The organism is Pseudomonas sp. IT-P218 (assembly GCF_949767605.1).
Lineage (GTDB): Bacteria > Pseudomonadota > Gammaproteobacteria > Pseudomonadales > Pseudomonadaceae > Aquipseudomonas > Aquipseudomonas putida_AE.
The window spans coordinates 64,309-80,573 of record NZ_CATKQQ010000033.1; the positions used below are offsets into that span (position 1 = coordinate 64,309).

Sequence of the window (16,265 nt, forward strand, 5' to 3'; positions counted from 1 at the left end):
ATTTTCCTCTTGTTGTTTGAATTGACTGTCAGCGGACTTCGAGATGCACGTTGGCTCGATCGCGCTCGAGGGCTTCGAGCAGGAAACGATCCTGGGGTTTTTCCGAGGCGGTCTTGGGGATCTGCGCCAACACCTGCAGGTAGCTCGGTACAAAGTTGGACTCAAGCTGCTCGCGGCAGACCCGGAAGATTCGCTGTGGGTCGAAGCCCGCCAGGTCTTTGGGCACCACCGCCGCAACCACGTCTTTTTCGCCGGGGACACCGCTGCTGGCCGGGATGCCATAGACGTACACGTCGTCGACCTCCGGGCACTCGGCGATGGCTTTTTCGATGAAGGCGCTGCTGATGAACTCACCGTTGCGGCGAATGCCGCTGCCTTTGCGGTACTGGAAGAACAGCCAGCCCTCGGCGTCCTGGGTCACCACATCGCCCATGTGCAACCAGCCGGCCGCGCACTTCTTTGCCGAGGCTTCGGGGTTGTTGAAGTACTCGACCTTGTAGGGGCTGCCATCGACCGGCTGGAACAGCAGCTCGCCTGGCTCGCCCGGCGCGCAGTCATGGCCGGCCTCGTCGACGATGCGATGGCGTAGATTCGGCGCCGGCTTGCCGATACTGCCGACGGGGCCCACGCCGATCGGCTTGATGCTCAGCCCACCCTCGGCAGCGCCGTAGAACTCCAGGACCTGGACGCCGAAGCGTTGCTCGAAGTCATTCCAGATCGCCTTGGGCATGCCGGCGGAAATCACGAAACGCACCGGATTGTCGGCGTCGTCTGGGCGGGCCGCCTCGGCATACAGCGCCGTGGTCATGCCGCCCAGCAGGGTGAAACTGGTGCAGCCGTACTGGCGGGTGATGTCCCACAGCCGAGATTTGGTGAACTTGCGCGACAGCACGCAGCGCATGCCCAATGCCAGCGACGCACCGAGGGTGACCAGTTGGGCGTTGGCGTGGGTCAGCGACAGTCCCGAGTAGGGACGGTCGTCGGCGTGGTAGCCAAAGGCGCGGTCGGTGATCAAGGCCGACTCGCAATAGCGCCTGTGGGTCATGACAATGCCTTTCGGATCGCCCGTGGTGCCCGAGGTGAAGATCAACTGCATCGGCGCATCGTCGGCCAGATCCGCCAACGGATGATCGTCGAGACTTGTCTGCAGGACATCGGCGTACAGCGTCACATCGGAGCTGTTCCGCCACTCACCGGCGGCCTCGTCGCTGGGCAAGACCAGCACCCAGGGGCGATCGTCGAGCTGCTCGCGGACCGCCAGCAGATTGCCCAGTGCGTAGTCGGCGGCAATCACTCCTTTGCAGCGCGCATTGTTGAGAAAGAACGCCAGCTTCTCGCCCTTGGCCCGCGGGTCGATCGGCACGAAGACGGTGCCGGTGATCGCCGCCGCCACCATCGCATCGACAAACTCCGCGTGGTTGGCCATCAGCAAGGCGAAGCAGTCGCCGGGCCGCAGTCCCAACCGGCTCAGGCCCCAGGCCAGTCGGTGGCCATTGCGCCACAGCTGCGCATAGGTGCGGGTCTGCGCCGGGCTTGCCGGGCCGTTCTCCACCGTCAGCACGCAGCGCTGCGGGTCGCTCACAACCCGGTTGCCGAGCAGCCCGGCCAGATTCAGATCGCTGTAATGACTCATCGCAGATTCTCCCGCACCAATAGAGTGACAACCGTGGCCGCGGCATCCAGGCCGATGGCCCCGCCGCCGTTGTGGGCCAAACCGATTCGCGCGTTATCGACCTGCCGTGCGCCGGCGCGCCCTTGCAACTGCTCGGTCAATTCGACGATCTGCGCGCAACCACTGGCGCCGATGGGGTGGCCTTTGCGCAACAGGCCGCCGGAAGCGTTCACCGGCAAGCGCCCACCCAGATGCGTCGCCCCGGATTCGAGCAATCGCGTACCGCCACCGGGCGCGCACAGGCCCAGGTATTCGTAGGCCATGAGCTCCGACGGTGCCGACGCGTCATGCAGTTCGACACAGGACAGGTCCTGCGGGCCGATACCGGAGGCGGCGTACACCTGTTGAGCCGCCAGGGCGCCGACGCTTTCGCCGGCCTGTTCGAAGTCCCAGCCCGACACCAGCGCCGAAGCCGCCACCCGCACCGGATTGCGCAGGCCGAGTTGCCGGGCCTTGCGCTCGCTGACCACCACCACGGCCGCCGCGCCATCGCCAATCGGCGAGCACATGGGCAAGGTCAAGGGATCGACGATCGAGCGGGCGCCGAGCACCTGCTCTACAGTCAGCACGTCACGAAATTGCGCGCGTTCATTGAGGCTGCCATGGAAGGAATTCTTCGCCGCGATCATGGCGAAATGCTCGGCAGTCGAGCCGTACTGCTTCATGTGCTTCTTGGCCATCAACGCGTAGATGTCCATGAACACCGAACGGCTGCTGCCCGCCCCGGCGACGTCGAACGGCTCGCCTGCAGCCTCGGCGAGTTTCTTCACCACGTTCATCGCACCTTCGGGGTCTTCGACGTCGATGGCGCTGGAAAACGCCCCGAGACTGCGGGCCTTGTCTTCGTGAAACAGCTTCTCGTAGCCGCACACCAGGACGATGTCGTAATAGCCGGCACTGACCATGGCGCAGGCCTGCTGAAAGGCCGTGGACGATGAGGCGCAGGCGTTTTCCACATTGACCACGGGAATCTTGCCGATGCCCATGCCCCGCAGCACCACTTCGCCACGGATCATTTCCTGGCCGGTCACCACACCGGCGGCGGCATTGCCCATCCACGCCGCCTGTAGCTGCGTCTTGTCCAGCCCGGCATCGTTCAAGGCCAATTGGATCGCCTGTCCGGCCAAGCCCTTGAGCGTCTTGTCCAGGTGTTTGCCGAACGGCACCATGCCCACACCGGCAACGTATGCATTCATCTTCATGTCGAGGTCCTCAGATCCGTGAAATCAGGGTGCCGCCCTTGATGGCGAGCATTTCGTTGCAACCGTCCTCGATCATCGAGGCGCGGGCATCGCGCAGCAGCTTTTCCACCGGGTACTCGCGAGTGACGCCGTTGCCACCGAACAGCTGGATCGCTTGCGAGGCCACGTCGAAGGCGGTCTGCGTCGCGGTGATCTTGGCGGCGATGGAACCTTGCAGCGCCGGGCGTGGCGCCAGCTGGTTGAACAGCACCGCACGGCGAGCCAGGGCACGGGAGGCCTCGACGCGGGTGAACATGTGGAACAGGCGATAGCGCACGTTCTGGTGAACGATGATCGGCACCCCGCCCTGCTTGCGCTGGTGGGCGTAGGTGTAGGCGAGCTCATAGGCAGCACGGGCCACGCCGGTCCAGATCACGCCCATCAATGCGTTGGCCTCGGCGAGCACGCCCTGCTCGACCCTGGCGTAGTCTTCCGGCCCGGCCACCAGGTGGTCGAGCGGCAGGCTGACGTTGTCGAAATACAATTCACCTTGCGGCAGCGCACGCTGGCCCATCTTGTCCAGCGGTGCCCCGCGGCTGACACCCGCGCTGTCGAGCGGCACCAGCACCACGCAGCGCTGGTCGCGGCCGGAGCCATCGTCGAAACCGCAGAACAGGATGCAGGTTTGCGCAATCGGTCCATTGGACACCCAGGCGGACTTCTGCCCATTGATGACGATGCGCTCGCCCTGGATTTTCGCGTTGCAATTCAATCGGCCATGCCCCACGCCGGGGTGGCGTACGTGGCCGCTGCTGTCGAGCATGTCGCTGCCATGGTCCGGTTCGGTAATGCCCCAGCAGCCCAGCGGGCGGTCGATGTAGCGCTGCATCAGGTCCTGCCGATCGACCAGGTCCAGGACAATGCCCGGGATCATGGCGGCGCCCAGCACCACGGCCAGGCCCCCGTCACCGTGCCCCAATTCCTCGAACACCAGGCTCATCAGGCGTGCGCGATCGGCCGCCGGCAACGCCTGCAGATCGGCCAGGTTCAGGCCGAGCCCGGCGAACTCCTCGAACACCTGCCACAACGGCGAGTCGGCGGCGATCACCTGCGCCGGGGTCATCTGGTCGAGCTGCTGGCCGAGCGGTCGCATCACATTGCAGGCAAAGCGCCGCGCACTTTGCTGCATCGCCTTTTCCAGCTCGTTGAGGTCGGCATCGAGGCCGGTTGGTTCAAGTTCCACTCGCAAGGCATACCCAGTCATTATTGTTTCTCTCGGGAAATGGCGGCAGCGGGCCGCACGCAAGGCGCGGCTGTCGCGACAAGGACGAGCTGGATGGTATGCGCAGGAACGAGGGGGATTGACCCCCTTGATGGGGGATGGGGGGTGTTCAGACTTGCAGCTTAAGGGGTCCGTCTTGCCTGCCCGATTGCCGGGCAGGCAAGTGAATAACTACGGTTACCCAGGTCCTTGTTACAAGTGCCTGGGCAACAGTGCAGCGCTCAAAAACCTCGGATGAATCTTAACCACCTTGCGGTACCACACGAGCATCATTGCCTGAGCCCTGGATATACACCTTCATCCCTTTAGCCAGGGAGGGATTGATCGGCTGGGTCACTGAGACCAGCACGCCACTGTTGACCCGCACGATAATCTGCTGCGCCTCTACCGGTTGATCGTACTTTTTCTTCTCGGCGTAATTACCACCCACCGCCCCGGCGAGCGCGCCGGCGACCATGGCAACATCCCGCCCGGTGCCCCGGCCAATCAGGCTGCCGATCCCCAGGCCACCCAGGCCACCGAGGACAGCACCGACGCCACTGTCGTGATTGGTCTGCATTTGTGTCAGCGAAATCTGCTCGATTGTGCCTGAGCGAATTTCAACTTCACCGGCGCCGCCGTCGGTTGAGCTGACGGCCGAACAGGCACTGATCAGTACAGCCGCCAATGTGATCGTCAGCCAGGACATGATTGCTTTCATAGCGGTGTACCTCGTCATTGATATTTGATGGCAATGCCCTTGAGCTTGCGTCCCTGAATCGTTTCGATGTCACGGCTCCAGAGTGGCCCGCTCACGTAGGCAGCGACGGGCTGGATCTGGTCATAAACGACAACCACTGCATCTGCGCCAAGCTTGGATGCTTCTTCGCGCAGCTTTTGTTCGACCTGGGTGATGGGCGGTGCCGGGTCGACACTGGCATCGATCAGGATTTCGCCCAACCGCACGTTGGGCCGCGTCGGCGCTGTACGGAGGATCTGCACCTCACTGGCCAGGGTTGGCGCGGGGTGCTCGACGCCGACGTAAGCGGTTGTCTGCGCATCCACCGACGCACAGGCACTGAGCATCAGCACGCTGGTCATCAGCGCGGCCACTAGTAACGGTCTTTGCAAGCTTGCGCATCGAAGCGATGAATAAAGACGCATGTCAGCAATCCTCTGCTTGAGGGTTTCGAGCAGCCGCCGTGACGGCTACGCTAAGGTTCAACTGCGAATGAACGCCCAAAGATCAACATTCAATTTATCGATGGCGGCCTTGAAGTCCTGGGCGGTAATTTTCTGGCTTTCATTTTCCAGGGTGCTACCAAATACCTTGCGAACCACTTTGGCGACGGTTTGATTGGTTTTCGCATCGATGAGTTCGGCTTCGATGAACAGGTTCGTGTCCTGATCCCGGTGACCGGTGGCCGCCTGTGTGGCTCCGACAACGGCGGCGATGGGCACCACTTCATACCATTTCATGCCTTCGTTGGAGGCACTCACTCCGGTGACCGCCGCACGCATGATCAGGGGCTTTGAGCCGGTCGGCGCTTCTGAGATGTTCGACACCAGGCGGTATTTCTGACCCAGTGTGGTTCGCGCCTTGCTGGTCATGTAGTTCTGAATATCGGCCAGCGTCTGTTGATTGATTCGTTCATTGGGCTTGGGCGCCGGATAGAGTTCCAGCCTGTTGAACGCCACGGTGTCATAGGCGTTCGGGCTCCACGACGGGCTGACCCAGCGCATCGTCGTTCCACCGCTGGGCGTGTCGACTTCCTGCAGGTTGTCATAGTTGGAGAGGAAACCGGAGTACTGCGTTTGCTCGGTGACTTTGGAGGTGCAACCGCCGAGTAACAGACTCGCCAGCGCGGTGCCGACAAGCAGTTTTCGAGACAGATTCATCGTGGTGTGTACTCCTTGGTTTGACGCGTCTTTGTTATGGCAGGGCATTAGAATCGCCAGGTCATATTCCCGGTCAGCGCTTGAATCCATGCATTGTCAAACTGACCGGAAGTTCGATTGCCAGAGAGGGATTTGGTCTGGTCCACCGACATGTCACCGATCCAGATCATGGCCCAACTGACGTTGATGTCTGTCTCTTTGTTCAGAGCATAGGTGGCGCCTGTCGCAATGCGCCAGGATTCGTCCATGGGCACGGTGAACGTCCGATTGCCGTCCGACACGGCGCTGCTGTCGTAAGCCACGCCGACGTTCCACAGCAATTGCTGCGTGGCCTGGTATTGCGCACCAAGGGATAGGTGCCAGGTATCCTTGAAGTCGGCATCGACGGTGGTCGAACGGGCGTTGCCCGCTGAGGTGTCGACCTGGGCGGCAATCTCGCCGAACTCTGACCAGTCCTGCCAGTTGACCGAAGCCAGCAAGGTCCATTGCCGGTCCAGTTGCTGAAACAGACTCAGGGTGACGGTTTGCGGCACCGTCATGTCCAGTTTGGTCTTGGCGCCATCCAGGCGTTCCAGCGCCGGGCCATTGCCTTTGATGTCCAGGCCGTCCTCGAAATCCAGATCGACCTTGCTGGTGTACGTCAGGCCAATACGGGTTCCGTATTGCGGGGCATAGATCACGCCCACGTTCGCACCGAACCCCCAATCCTCGTCTTTGTATTTGAATTGCCCGTCACCACGATCGGTTAGACCGAACGGCGAGCGATCTATGGCGGTTTGTGCTTGCAGCATGCCGTACATGGCCTTGACGCCGACACCGATCGACCATTGTTCGTCAAGGCGATACGCCACGCTCGGCACGAAAGAAACACCACCCAGACTGGCGTTCTGGGAGAAATAGCGGCCAGACCATTCGTTGTCGTAATTGACCGCCAGGCCGAAGTCGGCGTACTGGCCGAAGCCGACGCTCCAGTGATCGTCCAGTTCATGGCTGACGAAAAAACTGGCACCGGGTATGGGGTCCAGAGCGTTGCCACTGCTACTGCCCGCGACGTTGGTATCCTCGTCGCGATCAAATTTCAGGTGGCCGTACAGCACCTGCAAGCCAGCGGTTATTTGCGTGCCCGGCAGGTAGCTCATGCCCGCCGGATTGGAGGCGATCGTCGAGGGGCCCTGCGCCCGGGCGGCGGCACCGGCGTTGGCCAGGCCGGCATTATCGGTGCCGATTTCGTAGAGCATGATGCCGCCCGCCTGCACCTGATGGCAGAACAGAACAAGCACAGCTGGAATCGCAGCCTTCCTTAGTTGCATGGACTTACCTCGACAAGAAAGCTTTCTCGAACATCCAAATTAGTTCTGATTCAGAAAGTCTGAACTACGCTGGATGGAGCCGGGGACAGACCACTAAGTGGTAGTTCATGTTTTCGAAATCGCAAAGGTGTGCGAATGAATAAAGCTCTTCAATTCATGCCTGTCATGGCATTGGCAACCCTTTGGCCCAACATCGGGTTCTCCGCCGACAGCCAGGCGGAATTGGCCAAGCAATCGCTGAACCCGGTGGCGGCGCTCTACAGCGTGCCCATTCAATACAACTGGAACCAGAAGCTCGGGCCCAGCGGCGAGGGTTATCAAAGCGTCATCAATATCCAGCCCGTGTTGCCTTTTAGCATCAACGAGAAATGGAACCTGATTTCCCGAACCATCCTGCCGGTCATTGACCAACATGGCCTGGTACCCGGCGGGCAAGCCGACAAATCCGGTATCGGTGATATCACTCAGAGCTTCTTCTTTTCACCCAAGGAACCCACCGCCAGCGGCTGGATTCTGGGGGCCGGCCCGGTGATTCTGGTGCCGACCGGCAGTGATGACCTGTTGAGCGCTGAACAATGGGGCGCCGGGCCTACGGTGGTCGCGCTTAAACAAAGTAATGGCTGGACTCGCGGCATTCTGGCCAACCACATCTGGTCCGTGGAAAGTAGCCCGCCCGACGACAAGGAAAAGATCAACCAGACGTTCCTGCAACCGTTCTTCAGCTACACCACCCATACCTACACAACCTTTGGCATCAACACCGAATCCACCTACGACTGGCAAACCCGCGAATGGTCGGTGCCGATCAACCTGTTCGTGACCCAGTTGTTCAAAGTAGGTCATCAACCCATGAGCTTGCAGGCCGGACCGCGCTACTGGGCTGACAGCCCGAAAGACGGTGCTGAAGGCTGGGGATTTCGGGTAGCGTTTACGCTGTTGTTTCCAAAGTAGATTTAATTCAGGCCGGAATAATTTCTGTTTCACCGCTACTGCAATGCCCTCGACGGTGTAGATAACAGCTCGAGCCTCAGCCAACTCATTGATGGAGATTGCCAATGAAATACAGCGCCCCGCTGGTAATGCTATTGGGCTCGGCAGGCCTCTTGGGCTGCACCAGTTCCTCCAGCCATCCGGTAACACTGCCGTTGACCGCTACCCAACAGAATACTGGCCAGATCGGCAGTACGACTCTGACCACTGTGGATAATGAAACCAGTTTTGACTTCTACATTTCTGGTGTCCCGGACGGAACCACTCTGCCGTTGCGTCTCTACACTTTTGTCAACAAAGGCAGCTGCCAGCAGCCAGGCCCAGCCGCTTATGACATGAACAACAGGATTACCACTCAACGTGCTGCTGAAGCCGGTTGGACTTTTTACCGAACTGCGCCTGTCGCCGTGCCTGAACTGCTGTCCGGGAAGTACTCCATCGTCGTGCGTACGACTCCCGAGGATGGCAGCGTCGATATTTTTTGCGGAGATATCGCACAAGCGGTCAGGTGACCTGTCTTTACTTCTGCGGAGAAGAACGATGTTGGCACTCCATCAACATATCCGATTGCTCTCGCTTGGGCTGTTGATCGGCCTGTTCGCAGCACCCTTACAGGCAGCAGAAAAAGCCGTCACTGCTCCTGCGCCTGCGGTTCAACTGGAACCCAGGGCGCTGGAAGTTCTGCAGGCGATGAGCGCGAAGTTGGCTGGCTCACAGGGTATGAGCTTCACAGCCATCACGACCTACGAAAAGCCCAGCCGGCTTGGGCCGCCCTTGGCCTATAGCACGGTGGCGCAAGTCGACGTGCAACGGCCTGATCACCTACGCGTAATGACTTCGGGTGATGGTCCTGCGACCGAGTTTTACTATGACGGCAAGCGTGCCTATGCCTTTGCTCCGACGGAAAACCTGCTGGCGCAAGCGGATGCGCCACCCACCATTGATGCGACCCTTGAGGCTGCGTACCAGCGTGCCGCAATCTACTTTCCTTTTACGGATGTGATCGTCGCCAATCCTTATGAGGATTTGACCAGGGATATGCGTCTGGCGTTTTTCATCGGACAGTCCACGGTGATCGGGGATACCACGACTGATGTGATCGCTTACGCCAATGACATCGTCTTCGTCCAAGCCTGGATCGGCGCGCAGGACAAGCTTCCGCGTATGCTGCGTGCAGTGTTTCGCGATGATCCCAGCCAATCCCGGCATCAGGTCGCGTTCAGCGACTGGAAGCTTGCCTCGGCATTGTCAGTGGACAACTTCAAACCAGAACACATCGACAAGGCCCGACAGATCGAGTTTGCCCCGCCGCCAGACATGCGCCCCCCGGTTGGGGTTAAACCGCTGCAAGTAAAACCCTGAGTAAGGAGGATGAACCATGACTCGATCAACCTTGAGGCTTGCCGGCCTGTTGGTTGTGGCATTCACCTGTGATCAGGCTGCGGCCTGGTCGCACGCTTCCGGTTTTGGGCGCACATGGGGAGGCGGTGGCTCGTGGAGCCACTCCGGTGAATTCGGCTCGGCTTCAGGAGGGGGTGGCAGTTGGAGCGGCTCAAGCTATCGCGGCGGCTCGGCTTCCGGGGGGGATGGCAGTTGGAGCGGCTCAGGCTTTCGCGGCGGCACGGCCTCCGGGGGCGAGGGCTCCTGGCATGGCACCGGGGCCGAAGGAGGAACGGCCTATGGCGGCGAAGGCTCATGGCACGCCCAAGGCGAGTATGGGGGCAGTGCCAGTGGCTATCATGCGGACGGTTATGGCACAACGGTCTACCATCCCTCGAGCTACGGAACCACCTACTACCACCCGCCCACTGCTGTCTATGCCAGCAGTGGTTGCTATAACTGCGGCTACAACGACAGCGTAAGTCCTGCCGCCGCGGCGGCTGTTGGCGCGGTTACCGGGGCAGCCATGGCTGATGCTGCCAATACGAATGCCAGCAACAATGCCTATGGTGCAGGCTACAACGCCGGGATGATGGCCGCAGCGCCGCCTACCATGCCCATGGGTTCGACATTTGTCAGCTTGCCATCGGGGTGCGGGCTGAGGACCGTTTCCAGTGGCACGTACTATCAGTGCGGGGATTCCTGGGTGCGACCGGCCTACGGGGCCAATGGCGTTTATTACACCGTTGTACCAATGCCGGGATAACCTCGACTACTGCCTCGATAGGCAGATCTACTGCCTATCGAGGTATCCAAAAGTCACATCAGCAATACTCAGTGATTACTTGGCATGGCTTTTTTTCACGGCGCCCACAAAAGACGATTTCGGGTCTTCCTTGCAGGCCGCCACAATCTTGGGAACCACCGTTTCGGTGGCATCGACATCCAATACCGCTCCTACTGGCGTACCTGATTTTGTAAAGCCCTCAGCCAGAAAATAGGCGTTAGGTTGATACGTCTCATCCAACTCCACAAAATCGCCGCACGTCCACTTGTCAACGGATTGTGTGGGCGGCTTGGCGGCCAGGGCGGCAGAACTGACGAAGATTGCCAGGGTAGCGACGAATAGTTGTTTCGCTTTCATTGGAGGTCCCTCAGTAGTTGATTGAGCCGGCATGCCCAGGCAGAGGCAGTGGCGCAAATAACTATAGAACAGCGCAACAAAGCTGCTTCACAGCGTGTGGTATTGGCAGGCAGGTAGAACCACTTACTTTGCTACCCCGTCAAGCAGCACTCCATACGACTGGAGAAACTCCACCGTCCCGTGGAAGATCAGGCCGACGCCCATCGCCGAAACGAAGAAGCCGACGATGCGGGTCGCTGCGTCAATGCCTTGCGGGCCAATCTTTTTCAGGATGACATTGGCGTAAGCCAAAGAAAGGTAGGTTGTGAACATAGTGGCACAAATCGCCAGTGCCACCACGGCGAAGGACAGTATGGCGCGGTCGGAATCTTTTATGGTGCTGGTCAAGCCGATCACGGTGGCAATAGCGCCGGGGCCGAACATGATCGGCATGGCCATGGGTATGAAGGATACGTCCTGATCGCCTTTGCCAGCGCTTGGAATCAGATTGCTGTTGGGCGAAGGGGCGAAAAGCTCGAAGCCGATGCGCATCAGGATCAGCCCACCGACCACCCGAATCATACTCAATGGAACCTCGAACAGGCGCAGCAGCAGGTTGCCGAAGATCAAGAAGAAAAACATCAGCAGCAGCGCATAGAGGCAAGCCTTGCGCGCCACTCGACGCCGTTCGACAGCGTCTTTGTCTTGCAGCAGACCAAGGAATACCGGAATGGCCTCAAGTGGATTGATGATTGCCAGCAGGGTAGTGAACATGCCGAAGAACAGTGTGAGGTAGGCGTTCATGGATGATCTGCCAAGTGGGTTGTGTACCGGCTTACCATAGCTGATCAAAAACAGCGCGCCTCAAATCATGGGCATAAAAAACAGCGGATCCCGAATGTCCGCCTGAAAACGTAGATGCCTGTGCAGGCCTTGCCTGCCCGATTGCCGGGCAGGCAAGTGAATGACTGTCGCTACACGGGCAAACCGCATCAGGGTCAGTTGGTTTTCACCACATCAGGCGGCGTCCAGCTGCCGTCGATGATCGAGGCCTCAGGCCAGTAATTGCGCAGCAGCAACGAGAACGGCCCCGTGGGAGCTGGCAGCCAGTTGCTTTCCTTGTCCGCGCCCGGGGACTTGGCGCCGAGGTAGAGGGTCAGGGAACCGTCCGGGTTGTCCTTGAGCGTCTTGTTCTTGGTGCCCAGCGAAAAGCGCTGCAAGGGGTTGGCGTGGAAGAAGTGCTCGGCGTTGTACAGCGTCAACGACCAGAAGCCCTTGACCGGTGGCGTCTGCCCCTTGGCAAAGGTCACCGTGTATTGATGATTGCCGTCCAGGGGTTGCCCCTGGCTGTCGTCCTCCTTGAATTGGTACTGGGTCTCCTCGGGCGTGTTCTGGTACATGCTCGACTTGGAGATGGCGGTACGGTTGAGGTAGTCGGTGCCCCACTGTGACGCGTTGGCCGGTGCGGTCCAGCCGCGACCGATGGGCCGGCCGTTGTAGCGAAAGTGGAACAGGGGATCGACCAGGTCGGCATCGGCCTTGGCGAAGGTGTCCACCAGCTGTTTTTTGGTCTCGGGATTGCTCGCCGCGGCCTCCCACACCGAGCGGATCCAGGCGTACAGGGCTTCTTCGCCCGGTAGCGGCGGCACGCGTTTCAATACGTCCGCGAGATCCTCGTAGTAGCTCGCCGGCCTCACCCATTTGGTCTCGCCGCCGCTGCCCGCCGGAGCCGGGAAATGCGGAAGCTTGGCGTAATCCACGGTTTTCATCTTGCCGTCGAACTGGCTCAACGGGTACATGACCACCTGGTTGATCAGCGGCTGCACGGCGGCGGTATCGCCCGGCGTGTCATCCTTGAACACACGGGGAATCACGAACACCAGGTCGGTCGAGGAACGGGCGACGGCGGTAATGCCCGGCGGCACGGTACCCTTCCAGTTGTCCCCGGCAATCAGGTAGAAACCCGGCTTGGTTCCGTACTGCTTGCCAATGCGTGCCACTTCGTTGGTGCGCGCGTCGTACAAGGCATACACGTAGAAGCGGTCGCCGAAATCCGGCACCTGGATCACCGTCGGTTCTGTATCGAGCGCGGTGAAGCCTGCGCCATAGACCACGTCCTGGTTGGGGCAGGCGATGAAGCGTTGCTGGGGCTCGACATAGCTGGTCAGCATCGCGTTCTGGCCGACCGGCGCGACCGGAATGATACCGCCCAGCAAGCCGGGCTTCGGTGCCTCGGAGAAGGCCTTGCGGCGGTTATAGGCGTTGACCATGGGGTAACCCCATACATACGCCATGCGACCGACCATTTCGACATAGGACTGGGTCATCACGTTGCCGGCCACCGGGCCAGGCACCTGGTTGACGGCGGTAGGAATCGGTACTTGGATGTCCGGCGCTTGCGCCAGGCTCAGGCGCGGGGCGATGACCGCCGCCAGCGCAAGACTCAAGGCCATGGTAGTGGGTGCTGTTCTCACGATTCACTTCCCTTGCTGGTTGATGATGTGGGTCAACTCGACTCACACATGCGTTCCCGGCGCGCAGCCCGCGCGCCGTTGCACTCGCTACTGCACCAGCGTTATATCGCCGGGCTTCCAGGTCTTGCTGAAAAAGGCTTCGAGCGGGCTGTACAGTCGCAGGATGGTGAACCAGCCTTTGTTCGGATCGGTCTGAATCCAGTTGCCCGCCTCCACGCCGTCGGGTTTGTTCGGGCTGAAGTACACGGTAGTCGAGCCATCGCTGCTCGGCACTGCGGCCGGGGTCGGATAGTTCTGGCTGCCGGCGCGCGGGTAGCGTTGCGGCGTGTCGAGCATCGAGCGGGTCTGGTTGTCATACACGGTGAAGGACCAGAACTTCCCGGCCGGAATCTTCGGCGGCAGCGTGACCTTGTAGGTCTTGCTGCCATCGAAATACTCGCCCTTGGCATCCGCCACGCCGACCAGGTACTGCGAGCCGATGTCGGTGAGGCGCATGATCATCGCCGGGGTGATGAAGGTGTAGCCGAAGAACATCGTCGTGCGCACGTTGAGAGTGCGCGCCCCGGTCGGTGGATTGACGCTGATAGCGCCTTCCGGGCTCACCTGCGGCGGTGGCGTTTCGAAGTTGTAGCCGCCAAGGAACAACGGGTTGAACCAGGAAGTGGAATCGGCGTAGTAGTAACCGCCGTCCGAGGGCCGGAAGCGAAAATTCAGGCTGCGCGCCGCCGCGTTACCAATGTGCGCCGCATCGGTGAGGATCTTCTTCATGCGCTCATCGGGCGCAAAGGGTTTGCCCTTGACGATGCCGATGGCGGCCAGCGAACCCATGATTTCCGTGGAGAATGCCGTCGCCGGTTCCTTCTGCACCACATCGTTGAGCAGCTCGAAATAGCTGAAGTCGCTCGGTGGCACCGTGTTCATGACCTTGCCCGTGCCTTCGGTGAACTGCACCGGCTCCTTGGGTCGCAGGAACGACCAGTCCAACTGGTGCTCCGGTGTGCGCGCCAGCGTCGCGTTGCCCTGCAAGGCAGTCCCGATGCTGGTGCCGTAGCCGCCGGGCAGGTAGGGATAGACCTTGAGGGTGTTCTTGATGCGCGCGACCACCGGTTTCGGGTCGTCTTTTTCCAGGAACGAACGCCCGAGCAGCGTGGCGCGCGTGGTGCCCATCTTCTTCACGAAGTAACCGCCCTCCGGCACCTCGCCCTTGTAGTCTGGCGGCAGGAACAGGTACTTGCCGCCCTCGCCACGGTCCGGTCCGGGCAGTCCGAAATCGGTCACCCACTGGAACCACATGTCGTCGACCACGCCGAGCGAAAGCGGTGGCGTCTCGACCACGATCGGGCCCTTGCTGACGTCCAGGTTGACCCAGAAATACACGGTATCGGCGTTGGCCGTGAGGAACAGCGACTTGGCGTCCATCAATCCGGAGAAGATCAAGGCGGTGTTGTTCGGTATGCCGGCCTCCTGGAAGCCCTTGAAGATGGCGGCGACCGAAGCGCCCTGGTAGGCGTTGACGAAGGCTTCGACGCCATGCATCAGGTCCAGGTAGTCATAGGCCTTGGTGACCGTCTCTTTGCTCGGTGCGCCATCCTTGTATTCGAGGGGGCCGAGACTGGATTCGACCCGGTCGGGCGTGGCAATCGAGGGTGGAATGGCCGCTGCGGCCTGGACTGCAGTACAGAGGGGCAGGATGGCGGAAACCATGATTGCCCCTAGAAGTGTGCGTTGATGCATTGAGCGTCTCCCTGCATTGGCTCCCGCAGGATCGCTGGCCATGAATCACGCGCACCAGGAATCCTGCCTTGGGGAGCACATCAATTGTTGAATGTAATCGTGGCCTACGAAATGCACTGCCGGGGTAGGTCAGGAAAGACACGAAGCAGTGTAGATCAATTCCCCCGCCGCCCTGCCCCGCAGGCGCTTAGTGTTCCCACTCCACCCCGGGCAACGATTGAATGAACTCGTTGCCCATCAGCATGGCCGGGGTATGGAAACCGGCGACAGGCCCTTTCAGGCAATGCATAGCGATGGCCAGCCCGGCTTCCACGGTCAGTCGATAGACACTCGGCGCCGAGAGTGCTGCCGTGAGCTTGCGGCCATCGGTGGCTACCGCTTCTCCCCAGAATTGGGTTCGGTGATTGTCCAGCTCTGTGTGACTCGGCCCGCCCCTGTAGAATCTGTCGACCAGATGCTTGAGCCAGCGTTGCGCCGTGGGCGTTGCCAGCAGGCCACTGAAGGCAGAAGTCAGGCGCAAGAAAACGCCCATGCCCAACGGCAGCGCGGTATACACCATGCCGTTGGGCACTCCCGTGGACACACCCGCGGTATAGACGTCTGCCCAGGGAATGGTCACGCTCCAGCGGGCGCGATCCTTGAAGGGAACCCGCCGAATGCGATAGCCATTAGCGACTTTTTTCAACTGATGGTCGCGCCTGATGAGGCCACCCAGACGAATGCCTTCGACCAGGGTCTTGAGGCTGCCGGCGCTGGGTCGTGTCCCGAACGCGAACGCCAGGTCAATGCGCTGGGCGTCGGGCATGCGCGCCTTGAGGCCGGCGGCCAGGCAATCGGTCGGTACGATGTCAAAACCCGCGCCCGGGCAGAGCAGTATCGAGGCCGCCTTGGCCCGGGCATCCAGCTCATGGCACATCTGAAACACCGACAGCTCGCCGGCGATGTCCACGTAGTGAATACCCAATTCCAGGCACGCCTCCACCAGCGGCCGAGCCGTGGCCGAAAACGGCCCGGCGCAATTGAGCACGACAGCGATGTCGTCCAGAGCGCCCACGGCATCTTCCAGGGCGAACACCCGATATTCGATGCGCAGCTCATCGGCCAGGGGACGCAGCCGGGTGTCTGAGCGTGCGGCAATCACCACATCGAGATTTCTCTGCGCGGCCGCGCGACACATGAGTTCGCCGCTGTAGCCATTGGCCCCGTAAATCAACAGCTTGTTTTTCATTAGACACCTCAGG

The 16,265-nt window shown here is 60.6% G+C and carries 16 protein-coding genes; 4 read left to right on the top strand and 12 right to left on the bottom strand.

From position 1 onward, the window contains the following. Positions 1 to 28 precede the first annotated feature (28 nt). The 7 genes from ACM6I6_RS17960 to ACM6I6_RS17990 all read right to left on the bottom strand — a co-directional run bounded on the left by ACM6I6_RS17960 (position 29) and on the right by ACM6I6_RS17990 (position 7,323). Positions 29 to 1,633 (bottom strand): AMP-binding protein, encoded by a 1,605-nt coding sequence (locus ACM6I6_RS17960; protein ID WP_323606186.1) that lies wholly within the window; start codon positions 1,631 to 1,633, stop codon positions 29 to 31. Further along, on the bottom strand, positions 1,630 to 2,874 hold the full coding sequence (locus ACM6I6_RS17965; protein WP_323606187.1) for a thiolase family protein: 1,245 nt from the start codon (positions 2,872 to 2,874) through the stop codon (positions 1,630 to 1,632). The genes ACM6I6_RS17960 and ACM6I6_RS17965 overlap by 4 nt, the downstream gene beginning before the upstream one ends. 10 nt (positions 2,875 to 2,884) lie before the next feature. Then, complete coding sequence (locus ACM6I6_RS17970) at positions 2,885 to 4,117, bottom strand: acyl-CoA dehydrogenase family protein (protein WP_414920355.1); 1,233 nt, start codon at positions 4,115 to 4,117, stop codon at positions 2,885 to 2,887. Between the two features lie 259 nt (positions 4,118 to 4,376). After that, positions 4,377 to 4,835: a glycine zipper 2TM domain-containing protein gene (locus ACM6I6_RS17975; RefSeq protein WP_323606190.1), complete on the bottom strand. Its 459-nt coding sequence runs from the start codon at positions 4,833 to 4,835 to the stop codon at positions 4,377 to 4,379. Positions 4,836 to 4,849: 14 nt separating this feature from the next. Beyond that, positions 4,850 to 5,215 carry a hypothetical protein gene (locus ACM6I6_RS17980; protein ID WP_406591676.1) on the bottom strand — a complete coding sequence of 122 codons (366 nt, stop codon included), beginning with the start codon at positions 5,213 to 5,215 and terminating at the stop codon, positions 4,850 to 4,852. 120 nt (positions 5,216 to 5,335) lie between these two features. After that, complete coding sequence (locus ACM6I6_RS17985) at positions 5,336 to 6,013, bottom strand: DUF3313 domain-containing protein (protein WP_406591677.1); 678 nt, start codon at positions 6,011 to 6,013, stop codon at positions 5,336 to 5,338. A 47-nt stretch (positions 6,014 to 6,060) separates the two neighbouring features. Beyond that, on the bottom strand, positions 6,061 to 7,323 hold the full coding sequence (locus ACM6I6_RS17990; RefSeq protein WP_406591678.1) for an OmpP1/FadL family transporter: 1,263 nt from the start codon (positions 7,321 to 7,323) through the stop codon (positions 6,061 to 6,063). A 156-nt stretch (positions 7,324 to 7,479) separates the two neighbouring features. On the opposite strand from ACM6I6_RS17990, the gene ACM6I6_RS17995 reads away from it, so the two are divergent. The 4 genes from ACM6I6_RS17995 (at position 7,480) to ACM6I6_RS18010 (ending at position 10,459) form a co-directional block, all read left to right on the top strand. Beyond that, entirely contained in the window at positions 7,480 to 8,274 is a 795-nt protein-coding gene (locus ACM6I6_RS17995) for a transporter (protein WP_414920592.1), read from the top strand. Between the two features lie 104 nt (positions 8,275 to 8,378). Then, positions 8,379 to 8,825: a hypothetical protein gene (locus tag ACM6I6_RS18000; protein ID WP_406591679.1), complete on the top strand. Its 447-nt coding sequence runs from the start codon at positions 8,379 to 8,381 to the stop codon at positions 8,823 to 8,825. Positions 8,826 to 8,853: 28 nt separating this feature from the next. Continuing rightward, positions 8,854 to 9,675: a DUF2092 domain-containing protein gene (locus ACM6I6_RS18005; protein ID WP_323626052.1), complete on the top strand. Its 822-nt coding sequence runs from the start codon at positions 8,854 to 8,856 to the stop codon at positions 9,673 to 9,675. Positions 9,676 to 9,691: 16 nt separating this feature from the next. After that, positions 9,692 to 10,459 carry a hypothetical protein gene (locus ACM6I6_RS18010; protein WP_406591680.1) on the top strand — a complete coding sequence of 256 codons (768 nt, stop codon included), beginning with the start codon at positions 9,692 to 9,694 and terminating at the stop codon, positions 10,457 to 10,459. A gap of 75 nt (positions 10,460 to 10,534) precedes the next feature. Here the strand turns inward: ACM6I6_RS18010 and hdeA are convergent, their stop codons facing one another. The 5 genes from hdeA to ACM6I6_RS18035 all read right to left on the bottom strand — a co-directional run bounded on the left by hdeA (position 10,535) and on the right by ACM6I6_RS18035 (position 16,252). Then, positions 10,535 to 10,837 (bottom strand): acid-activated periplasmic chaperone HdeA, encoded by a 303-nt coding sequence (hdeA, locus tag ACM6I6_RS18015; RefSeq protein WP_323626053.1) that lies wholly within the window; start codon positions 10,835 to 10,837, stop codon positions 10,535 to 10,537. Between the two features lie 123 nt (positions 10,838 to 10,960). After that, on the bottom strand, positions 10,961 to 11,620 hold the full coding sequence (locus ACM6I6_RS18020; RefSeq protein WP_274075979.1) for a MarC family protein: 660 nt from the start codon (positions 11,618 to 11,620) through the stop codon (positions 10,961 to 10,963). A 194-nt stretch (positions 11,621 to 11,814) separates the two neighbouring features. Further along, a complete protein-coding gene (locus ACM6I6_RS18025) occupies positions 11,815 to 13,269 on the bottom strand; it encodes a DUF1254 domain-containing protein (RefSeq protein WP_406591715.1) in 1,455 nt (484 codons plus the stop codon). A gap of 108 nt (positions 13,270 to 13,377) precedes the next feature. Then, the gene (locus ACM6I6_RS18030) at positions 13,378 to 15,024 is read right to left on the bottom strand and encodes a DUF1254 domain-containing protein (RefSeq protein WP_406591681.1); all 1,647 of its coding nucleotides are present in this window, start codon (positions 15,022 to 15,024) and stop codon (positions 13,378 to 13,380) included. Between the two features lie 187 nt (positions 15,025 to 15,211). Continuing rightward, positions 15,212 to 16,252: a saccharopine dehydrogenase family protein gene (locus ACM6I6_RS18035; RefSeq protein WP_406591682.1), complete on the bottom strand. Its 1,041-nt coding sequence runs from the start codon at positions 16,250 to 16,252 to the stop codon at positions 15,212 to 15,214. Between the last annotated feature and the right edge of the window lie 13 nt (positions 16,253 to 16,265).

Coding starts and splice junctions, on each gene's coding strand:
- ACM6I6_RS17975 (WP_323606190.1), bottom strand. CDS start 4,835: ATGAAAGCAATCATGTCCTGGCTGACGATCACATTGGCGGCTGTACTG.
- ACM6I6_RS17970 (WP_414920355.1), bottom strand. CDS start 4,117: ATGACTGGGTATGCCTTGCGAGTGGAACTTGAACCAACCGGCCTCGAT.
- ACM6I6_RS18010 (WP_406591680.1), top strand. CDS start 9,692: ATGACTCGATCAACCTTGAGGCTTGCCGGCCTGTTGGTTGTGGCATTC.
- ACM6I6_RS18005 (WP_323626052.1), top strand. CDS start 8,854: ATGTTGGCACTCCATCAACATATCCGATTGCTCTCGCTTGGGCTGTTG.
- ACM6I6_RS17965 (WP_323606187.1), bottom strand. CDS start 2,874: ATGAAGATGAATGCATACGTTGCCGGTGTGGGCATGGTGCCGTTCGGC.
- ACM6I6_RS17995 (WP_414920592.1), top strand. CDS start 7,480: ATGCCTGTCATGGCATTGGCAACCCTTTGGCCCAACATCGGGTTCTCC.
- ACM6I6_RS18000 (WP_406591679.1), top strand. CDS start 8,379: ATGAAATACAGCGCCCCGCTGGTAATGCTATTGGGCTCGGCAGGCCTC.
- hdeA (WP_323626053.1), bottom strand. CDS start 10,837: ATGAAAGCGAAACAACTATTCGTCGCTACCCTGGCAATCTTCGTCAGT.
- ACM6I6_RS17980 (WP_406591676.1), bottom strand. CDS start 5,215: ATGACCAGCGTGCTGATGCTCAGTGCCTGTGCGTCGGTGGATGCGCAG.
- ACM6I6_RS18030 (WP_406591681.1), bottom strand. CDS start 15,024: ATGCATCAACGCACACTTCTAGGGGCAATCATGGTTTCCGCCATCCTG.
- ACM6I6_RS17990 (WP_406591678.1), bottom strand. CDS start 7,323: ATGCAACTAAGGAAGGCTGCGATTCCAGCTGTGCTTGTTCTGTTCTGC.
- ACM6I6_RS17985 (WP_406591677.1), bottom strand. CDS start 6,013: ATGAATCTGTCTCGAAAACTGCTTGTCGGCACCGCGCTGGCGAGTCTG.
- ACM6I6_RS17960 (WP_323606186.1), bottom strand. CDS start 1,633: ATGAGTCATTACAGCGATCTGAATCTGGCCGGGCTGCTCGGCAACCGG.
- ACM6I6_RS18035 (WP_406591682.1), bottom strand. CDS start 16,252: ATGAAAAACAAGCTGTTGATTTACGGGGCCAATGGCTACAGCGGCGAA.
- ACM6I6_RS18020 (WP_274075979.1), bottom strand. CDS start 11,620: ATGAACGCCTACCTCACACTGTTCTTCGGCATGTTCACTACCCTGCTG.
- ACM6I6_RS18025 (WP_406591715.1), bottom strand. CDS start 13,269: ATGGCCTTGAGTCTTGCGCTGGCGGCGGTCATCGCCCCGCGCCTGAGC.